This window comes from Parabacteroides sp. AM08-6 (assembly GCF_003473295.1).
GTDB lineage: Bacteria > Bacteroidota > Bacteroidia > Bacteroidales > Tannerellaceae > Parabacteroides.
Window position 1 is genome coordinate 1 of the sequence record NZ_QRMP01000049.1, and the last position, 10,188, is coordinate 10,188.

General features: G+C 36.1%; 3 protein-coding genes and 2 pseudogenes. All 5 read right to left on the minus strand.

What is annotated here, in order from left to right; genetic code table 11:
* Positions 1–175, minus strand: a pseudogene (locus DW103_RS18675) (DDE transposase); the annotation flags it as partial.
* Positions 176–316: 141 nt separating this feature from the next.
* Complete coding sequence (locus DW103_RS17335; protein ID WP_122278458.1) at positions 317–3,562, minus strand: DEAD/DEAH box helicase family protein; 3,246 nt, start codon at positions 3,560–3,562, stop codon at positions 317–319.
* Between the two features lie 6 nt (positions 3,563–3,568).
* Positions 3,569–6,718, minus strand: coding sequence for a DNA methyltransferase (locus tag DW103_RS17340; RefSeq protein WP_122278460.1), 3,150 nt, complete (start codon positions 6,716–6,718; stop codon positions 3,569–3,571).
* Positions 6,719–6,732: 14 nt separating this feature from the next.
* Positions 6,733–9,558: an SNF2-related protein gene (locus DW103_RS17345; protein ID WP_122278462.1), complete on the minus strand. Its 2,826-nt coding sequence runs from the start codon at positions 9,556–9,558 to the stop codon at positions 6,733–6,735.
* 358 nt (positions 9,559–9,916) lie between these two features.
* Positions 9,917–10,025 (minus strand): annotated as a pseudogene (locus tag DW103_RS18535) (Arm DNA-binding domain-containing protein); the annotation flags it as partial.
* Between the last annotated feature and the right edge of the window lie 163 nt (positions 10,026–10,188).

Below are 10,188 nucleotides of genomic sequence, written 5' to 3' on the forward strand. Positions count from 1 at the left end.
GTCCAAGACGCTGCGCCGACAGACCTGCTTCTTTTGCTATATTGTCAAAAGGAAACACGGAATGAAGCCTGCCAAGCTCACTCGCATTAAAACTCTTGCGATATTTTTCCAGAATATCGAATTCTGTAAAGCCCAAAGTTGGGTGAATTTCGGAAATATTTCGTATCTTAGCCATATCTTAGTTTGGATATTTCCCCCGTTTTGGCCGTCAAACCTTATTTTCGGGGGAATACCTAAAGATACAAAAAAGCCAACTAATTCGCAATACTTTAAGTATGAATTAGTTGGCTGATTTTAGGCTATTTAATGAATGTCCCTATGAAAAGCATATTTTATTTATCATACTGATAACACATTGATCATCATCAAGAGTATAGACATTGTGTGCCTCTCTTGTAGTTTTATCCCAATGCCACCATTCATACAAATCTGCTGATTTTGTTGCAGACATAATGAATGAGTTGAGAACAATCTGCTTATCACCTGCTGTCGGTGCTAACTGCTTTTCCAAATCCTTGATTGTTTTGTAAAATTCAATCTTAGGATCATCAGGCATAATACGAAGTAAACCTTTCGGGTCGACAAATGTGATATATTGCTTTTCCGGCGTGTCTATCCATAAGATATAATCAGGATAGAAATTACCTGCAACAAAGAATCCCATACCCACCTTACTTTTATTTCTTAGAAGATAAAGAGATTTGTTTTCAAGTACATCACTATTATTCTCTGTAAATTCCTTCAGATAATCAACAAACAGCTTTTCATCTTCATTCAAACTGACAGGGGTAATTTGTATATTGGTATTTCCCTCTTTCAAGCATACAAATGGCGCATACAAATGAGAACGGAAATCGAACAGACACAGATTTTTGTTGAAGTCAAACTTCTTTTCGTATTCGTTCAATCCATTATTATCTGCAAGAATAGACTTTATATCTCCAATGAATTTATCCAATTCTTCACCAGTGATATCCAAGCTATTTTGTGGTGTAACGGTGAAGGTATATTCATCTACAAAATTATTATCAGTAGCCGATATTTCTTGGAATTCACGCAATGGTGCTTCCCATCTTTCCTGCTCGAATTTACAGAATTTATCCATATAAGACTTTAATGCCATAATCGCATAGTCTGTGGCATACTCAATTTTGCGAATCGAATCTATTTCAAGTTGCTTTTCTGGAATAATTAGTTCATACCAACCATCTGTTTCAAGAATAGGTTTCAGCTTGTTTCTATCAATGCTGATATTGAAATAAGACTTCTCATTCTTGTATTGCTGAATCTCATCAAAAATGCGATAGTAATCAAGCAAGGCAAGCGTTGACGTTGGAATCGTGAATCTTGTATCAATCACCTGAATATTCATTTTTAATGAGCCTGATGACTCAATAGATTGAATCTTGCTTCGGCAATCTAGTACCGACTTACCACGAACAAGGTATCGCATGAAGTCTTCTTTGGGTACATCGAGCACCATACGTCGTGCTTGCTTCTTGAAATTCTTTCCATCCTTTATTTTTATGACACGGAGTTTCTTTGTCTTTACTTCATCATAACGATTGACTACTGGCAGAGTCACTTCAATAATATCATCATTGATTGGAGCACCTTCCTGTTCAAGGAATTTCTTGAAATCCTCCATATATTGCGCTTTCACACCAAAAATGGTAAGTGTTTCCACGCAATTCATATATCGCAGAGGCTTTACTGAGGTATCGTCAAGGCATGTAGACCTTTTTAGCATTCTTTTATATCCTTTCAAACGAACACCACGACCAAACAACTGAATTGCCTGAGAACCTTCACCTTTGGCAAAATTTATCAATCCCATTGTAGACACACGCCAGCTGTTCCATCCTTCGGTAAACTTTCGTGAACCGATAAGTATTCTAACCTTTGATTCTTTATCGTTGATGCTACTGAATAATGAAGTAGAAACGAATTCTTCGCTTCTGCTTACTATTCCCTTTGCTTCACAAGCCTTAATAAGATTAGCTGTATCTCCAATGTTTATCACACCAAAATAATCACCATATTCGCCAATCTTCATTGCAATTTCGCCTTGCACTTGCTTTATGGCTTCAATGTGCAATCGTGGAGCATCGGCAACAGTGTCGGTATTGAATATCAGATGAAGCATATCTTCATATAGCACTTGTGCTGATGGTAATTGGCCATACACATCTATTAGCGCATTGAAATCGTGTAAAAATAGATCACGCCCATATTTATCGGCAAGACCTGTTTCTTCTGACTTCACTTGCTCTATACAACGGATGCTTTCTTGTTTGTTACGAACAAATCTGTCGATAAAACATAGCACTTCTTGAACATCACTCAACTCATCTTTGGATGTTGATGCTGTTACACGGTTTCCAACAAACACTAATAATGGATTCTCTATATTGAAAGGAATCAGTTCGGTTCGTTTTTCAATAGAGTACTTCACTTGTTGGAAGAAGGAAAGCAAACAACCTATCAAATACAAATGACGGTGATTATCATCAATACCTGCTCTGAGATTATAGATACGATAATCTTTTCCATAGCCATCACCATAGAAATATTTATAAGAGTAGTCCATTATTATAGACTTGCCATATTCCGCTATCATCTGCCTGTCTTCCTTTTTTGAAGATGTGGCATTCAGTGCTTGTTTGAATGTAGCTGAGTACTCAAAGGCAAAACCTTCTTCGCTTAATCGTGTACGATAGTCGTACCAAACACCATCTGTTGAAGACATGCCACGATGGGCTTCATCCACAAGAACAAGGTTATTGCGTTCAAAGCTGTCTACCGATACGGTTTTCACTTTGCCTTCTTCCTTGAGTTTGTTCATATCAATGATGGCAACACCTTCATTTTGTCCGTTAAACATACCACCATCTTTATTGAAGATATTTGCTTTAATTCCAGAGAGAGTAAGCTCACTTAAATGTTGTTTACTCATTCCTTCATTTGGCGAAAGCACTATAATTTTATTGATAGCGATACTGCTGTTTATACGTTTTGCACGCTTCAGATAAAATATAAATTGCTTTATGTTGATGTGCATCAAAAGTGTCTTACCACTACCTGTAGCACACATATACGCTAACTTGTTCATTGAGTTAATGGTATATGGTTCCATCGTAAGAGCACCAAATGTTCTTGCATTTTCGCTATCAATGAATTCGTTAAGCGACTTGCAGAAGGCTGATCTGTCTGCAAAGTAGTTGTCGAGATACATCTCAGTGAATAGCAGGGAGATGTATTGAAAATACTTCAGACTGATTCCACCACGATTTTCTCCAATTTCTTTTGTATATCGACAGATTCTCTCATCGTATTCCCGCAACTTGTCTGTTGTGATACTAGAGTGTTTCATTTTTGCTATCTGAGCTATGTAGTGATGAAAATGAGTATTGCCATTTTCATCCAATCCTTCATATTCAATGCTGTTGAGCTTGTTACCCAAACTTTTCAGTTCAGTAGTGCCTATCTCACCAAGAAAGTAACGGAATAAAACCAAATAGGTTTCAAAGCTGACTGATGGTGAACTTTTCTTTTTTGCCATACTTCGTTATTCCTCCCACATTCGTTTATTAAACTCTGTTTCAGTGCGCACCACTTTCCATTGCTCATCGTCAAGACGCAGATTCTCAAGGTTGTTATCTCCATTGATATATATCACATCAAACTCGCGGTCGGCAGGATTGATACGATATTTTAAGAAATAGGCATCCAATGCAGCGTTGCTTGCTAGAATATTGTCATTATTGATATTGCGCCATATAACCAATGCTCTGCGACCGTCAGGCAATGTTCCTTCTATCTGACGGAATCCATATACGCCATTTTGGTCTTTCAGCAAGTCAACAGCACCTTCATAAGAAGGATCTTTTGCTTCTTTGGTTGAGAAATATGAGATTGCAGACTGGCAATGAACAGACAAACCGATAAGATAATTGAATGTCTCAACAACATCTACTTGTCTTTCCTTGCATTCATTCTTCTCAGTAATCTTCATGTTGTACTCGAATGGAGCAATGAAGGCATCAAGATTTAGCAAACTGCCTTTTGCTTCCATATCAAGCATATAGCCTATTAGATATTCATCTCCCAAGTTGGATCCGAAAAATGAGTCTTTCTCTTCAAGAGTAATATTTGAAAGTGCATCTTCATAGCTTTCAAGACGCATATATTTCATTATTTGTGGAATACCAGTTGATGTATTTAATGGTTTTCCATCCTTCCAGTCGGATGCATAGACAGCTTTTTTAACACGTTTTATCATGATATTGTCAAAATGTTTCCCCATTTCGATCATGATATATCGATGAGAATGCTGTCTGCTTCTATTGTCATTAATTATAGTATGTGCAGTTGTACCAGAGCCTCCAAAATAATCTAACACAATACTTCTATCATGAGATAAAGCAGATGATAAAATAGAATCATAAAAAGATAGTGAATGACAATATGGAAAAGTTAGATTCATTTTTTTTAAATCCGAAGTTCCCTTAACTGCGTCAGATATAATTGAAGTAAGTTGCTTTTTTGTTCCATGCGAAAGATACATTTTATATCTTGGTTGTGTACTTTCATCAGCCCCAAATATAATATCTCCTCTGTCTTGCATTTCTTTTAATGTTTCAGGAGTTCTTGAAAATCCATTAGGTGGTACTGGGCATGGCCTGCCTGTCTGAGGATGAATCAATGGTATATGAAATTTTGGATCTGTTCTGTATTCTGGCGCACGTAAACTGACGCTTTGATATAATCGCCAATCATCTGATATATTTCTATAAGCCTTATCTCCACCACTTAATTCTGGATTAGAATTAATCCAGTTGTTAAATTCGGCTTTAAGTTCATCTGTAATAGATCCGTATTTTAATCGAAGCTCTTCTACCTTTGCAAGCATTGATTGAGCATTATCGCCATTTATACTTATTGTAATATTATCTCTACTAAAAAATGTAAAATATTCATGTTGTATTGCAATGCCTGAACCACCTGTCATTGGATTACGTTTATCCCAAATGCAAGTTCCAAGATTATAAAGGGGGGTGTTATTGAAAAGATTCCAGAGATTTTCATATTCATTCTCATCAATATGACAAATAAAGGTACTATCCACAGCCATCAGAGGAATTGAACTATTAATTCTATTATCCATCATAGATATCCAAGAAGAATGTTTGAAATTATTTTTGTAAAGAAATCCGCTTGTGTCTGTGTTGTAAGGAGGGTCAATGTGAATACAATCAATTTTTCCATTATACTTTTTTTGCAAAAGAGAAATTGCTTGAATGTTATCTCCGTTAATCATCAAACCATTAGTGTTCTCATCTATATTATCTATAGATGCAATTAAACGGTCACGGAATATGGTAGGGAAATTCTTTGTATCAACAATCAAGAACTGATTCTCCTTCAAAAATTCTATGCTCGGAGGATTTGTGAATGCTGTTGTATTTAGATCTCCTTTGATTTCATCAATAGCATACATATCAATCCACTCCTGAATCTGTGTCTTATTAGTAATAATCTCCGGATAAAAAGATTTATCAATATGGTCAAGTGTAATGCACCAATTCGTTTCCACCACAAACTTCTTCTTCAGCCAAAGTTTGCGCTGGAAATTTTCTATTTGTGCCAAGAATGTGATTATCTCTTTACCGATACGTTTTACCGCACGCACCTTTGCAAGATAACTTTCTGCACGTACTTCGTCATCTGTATCAAGGTCATCGAGATGCATTACTTCGTTCTTGATAAAGAAATCAAGTTCACGCGTGAGGAATCCACCTAAATCCTTATGGATGAAATAATCGAATGTGTTCTTTGCTACATATCCGTTAAGATGTTTCTGAATCAAAGTTATAGGTTTCTTTGGGTCTGTTGATATTTGGTACATCAATGGCATCATCAATTCAGGTACACCAATAATATATTCACGAATTTTTGCATAGTTATCATCAACATAGCTCTTCTTTTTGTCTGCAGGTATGTCAAAGATAAAGCGAATGATTAGTTCCTTTGATTCAGCATTCCATTCGAATGTCTTCAATTCAGGCCGCTCATCATTTTCTGTATACAGCATGAACACTCGTTTAGAATCGTCAGTTTCCTTATTATTGTTCTGCTCGATTGTAGCATCGACCAAGCGAAAATGAACATTTATCCCTTCCTTTGTAACAAATGAATAATCCTTGAAGTTTTCAGCAGTCTTAATGTAATACTGGTCTTGGTTAGCCCAATACAGTTTTACTTCTTCACCTTCATATGGAATGGCATAGACACCTTCTTTATAACGACGTTTAGAGATAAAATCTCCTTCGTCGTAGTAACGATTAAAGAATGAATATAGTGCAGAATAGACATCGCTTTCGAGTGCTGACATATCTGAGCCTTGAGATAATTGCTTCTGCAAAGCAATATATTCTTGCTTTTTGGGAGTATTGTCTTGAAGAGCATCAATAGTCATACCCATTGATTCAACATCAGATTCTATCTTAGCCAACTTTTGTTTGATTTCATCAGTCTTTTCATTTGCAAATGGGGCGAGAATCTCTTGTATTTTCTTGGGTAGACGATTCTCGAAGTAATCAACAATCTCACGTTGACGAATATTGATGATTCTGTAAATACCGAAATCAAGGTCAGACTTATCTAACTCAAATATGGTTTTCAATAATGCGACGAAGCGCTTCTGATATTCATTCATTATACTGTTATTAATTAGTTAGTACTCCAGCGGACAATGAATAGATTGTCTGATGAAGTTGTTTGAATCATTTTTCTCTCAAGTTTAGCAATGAGCTCTTTTCTACGAACAGATATTTCATCTTCCCTATTTTCAAGTTCATTGCGCTTTCTACGCTTCTGACGGCACAGATCCTCTGCTTTAGCTTCAAGACTGATACGTTCTTCTATATTTTCAGCTTGACGAGCAAGTCTTTCAGTCTCACGTATATTACGTTTTACTATATCAAGTTCTTGCTCAATACCATCAATCACATCACGTTCCCAACGATAGATTCTGTCTTCTTCTTCTTTGAAGAATGAAAGGTTTCTGCTATCCACACTCTTTATTGTTGTTATGATGTGTTGTTTTGAATTTGCATTCAGTCGAGAAACAATGGTATCGGGTATTTGGGTATTTATCTTTTCAATTCCACCACAGAGGAATAGTTTTTCGGCTTCTTCTTGTGTTAAGAACTTGCCATCCTCTGTGAATGCACTAAACAAGCAATATTGTTCATCTTCAAATGATGAAATTTGAAGTCTTGATAAGACTAAATAGCCTGATTGACATCTAAGATATTCAGGCAGTACTACGTTTATACCAGTGTCTTTATTGTTGAACACGATTTCACTGTTGTAGTTGTCTGTATCTAAAACCATAGCTTTGTCGAGGACATATTGAGCTAAAGGGTGAGAAAGTCGATACGGGGCGCCATCTTGCAGTTGTGATAGTAGATCATATTTACCACACGCGCAATTCGCAACTGACTTTTTGAGAAGGAAAGAATGTTGTTTATCATCGAATTTAGCTTTGCCATCAAGCACATACTTTGTTAATTCCCAAAGAATATGTTCATATCTATTTAAGAAAGTACTTGCTTCATCTTTTGCTACACGAAGATGTTCTTGCACATCAATATCAAAGTTTTCCAAAATTTGATGGCGAGTATCTTTCATGCGTTCGTCTATCTCAACCTGCATATCAGTTTGAAGACGATCGAACGCTTCATTGATTTCTTCTTCAGTTCTACATTGCTGATAGATTTCCCAAATGCGAGTTTCAAAGTCGATAGCGTCTGCCTTACCGAGAATTTCATCAGAAGCGCCGAATATATCATCAAAAAGATTGAATTTCTCGTTAAGGATATTGAATACACGCACATCTGCGTAATTCCTGATATTTACGAAGTTGACAACAACAACATCATGTTTTTGACCATAGCGGTGGCAACGACCAATACGCTGTTCGATTCTCTGAGGATTCCACGGTAAATCGTAGTTTACAACAAGAGAACAGAACTGAAGGTTAAGACCTTCGCCAGCAGCCTCTGTTGCAATCATAATATCTGCCGATTCCCTAAAATAGTCTACTAATGCCATTCTTCGGTCAACAGATTTGATGCCACTAACTTTTGAAGGATTAGCTTCGCACCAGTTTTTATAGATTTGTGTTGTTTTAGGGTCAGAACCACGACCATTGAACAATACGATTTTACCTTCGTAGCCATTAGCTTCAAGATATTCTTTCAGATATGCCTGCGTCTTTGTAGATTCAGTAAATATCAAAGCCTTTCGTGAAGCACCTTCTTTAGCTTGCATCTCAAATGATTTATCCAATGCTTGAAGAAGAGCTTCTGATTTGGAATCTTGCTTTATATGTTTGGCTTTGTCAATAAATGTTTGCAATAGTTCAATCTCAATCTTTAGTTTATCAATCTCAACCACATCTTCTTCCTCGGCTGGTATGTCCTCGTCATCATCCATATACAAATCTATTTCTTCATCATCGTCTATCAAATCCTCTGTTGTAAATAAGAGCATAGATGCCGTTTCGAGCATCTTTTCAAGACGTGATTTTATATTGGTCAATGTACTGATAAGAGCAAAAGTAGAAGAAGCCAATATCTTACGAATTATCATTGTAGTCAACTTCTTCTGCTGTGCAGGAACTGAGTATATATCGTTTCTTCTGAGAAAATCAGAGATAGCTTGATATAGCTCATACTCAGCATCAGTTGAGTCGAACTTTTGTGTCAGTGGTAATCTATTTGTATGATTGATATATTCTTTCACATCACGTCGCAATGTACGTTTATACATCGCAGACAATCGTGAACGAAGGTCGGCATTATTTTCTCCAGAACCATATTCACTTCGGAATGATTTCTCGCTACCAAAAATATGCTCATCAATTATGCTTGTCAAACCATAAAGTTCCAGCAATGAGTTCTGGAAAGGTGTAGCTGTAAGCAACAACTTCTTTGTTGTTGTGAGAGCATCACGAACTGCATGAGATGTTTTGCTTGATTTGCGATAAACATTTCTTAGTTTATGAGCTTCATCAATGATTGATATATCAAAACTATGCATCAATATTTCAGCCTTTCTACGAGCCACAAAGTTATAAGAACAAATTATTACCTTATTCTTTGGATATGGAGACCTACCGTTCTTGATAGCTTCATTGTAGTTCTTGGTATCAAGGATGATATTGTCAATACCAAATTTATCTATCAATTCTGTACTCCATTGTTTTCTCAAGGCAGCAGGACAGACAATTATAATCTTTCGTTTGCCTATAGCCCAATATTGACAAATGACCAAACCAGCTTCAATAGTTTTTCCTAAACCGACTTCATCAGCTAAAACGATACCTTTGGATAGTGGTGATTTGAATGCAAAGAGCGCTGCATCAATCTGATGTGGATTGATGTCAACAGATGCACTCATTAGCGACTGCGAGATTGATGATAGTTCACCACCCACAGCTTTTTGTGTAAGCAAGTTTGCGTAATACTTCGCGTGATATTTAGTTATCATACTAATAAAAAATCCACCACAAAACGATTTAACTACTTTATTCAAAGGCAGATATGAAAGAGTTTCCCTTTTGATTTATTGCCTTAAACATAACTATGTTATAGTTGAATGATAAATATTTTTGCTTTTTGTCGACCTGCATTATAGGTGAAGACGCTTACAAAAATACATATTTCGAACTTTAAAATACTATTTTTATTCTGTTTTCTTCAAAAATATACAAAATAGTTAGTAATGTGGAAAATTCACTCTCAGCTATCTCTTCATTCACTTTAAAGTACCCCCTAAAAAATACACATCGTTCTTTAAAGTACCCTTTTTGCTATTTGATTGTTCTTTTATTTTCCATAATCCGCCTAACCATACAGCCGTTTACAGTAATTCTCATGCACACTGATGCTTCTCCGTTCTTTAATAATTTGGCATTCTTGATAAAGAACAAAAACAGAAAATGATTTTCTAGCCATTTTTACATCGTTTTTTAGAGTACAAAACTATGTATTCTCTTCCAAAATATTACTATGCAAAACGCTATGAATCAGCGATAAATATGCAAATTCGTGGAACTTTTTCTACTGAATTTTAGTCCCACGATTTATCCACCGATAATATGCTTGAAACGACTATTTT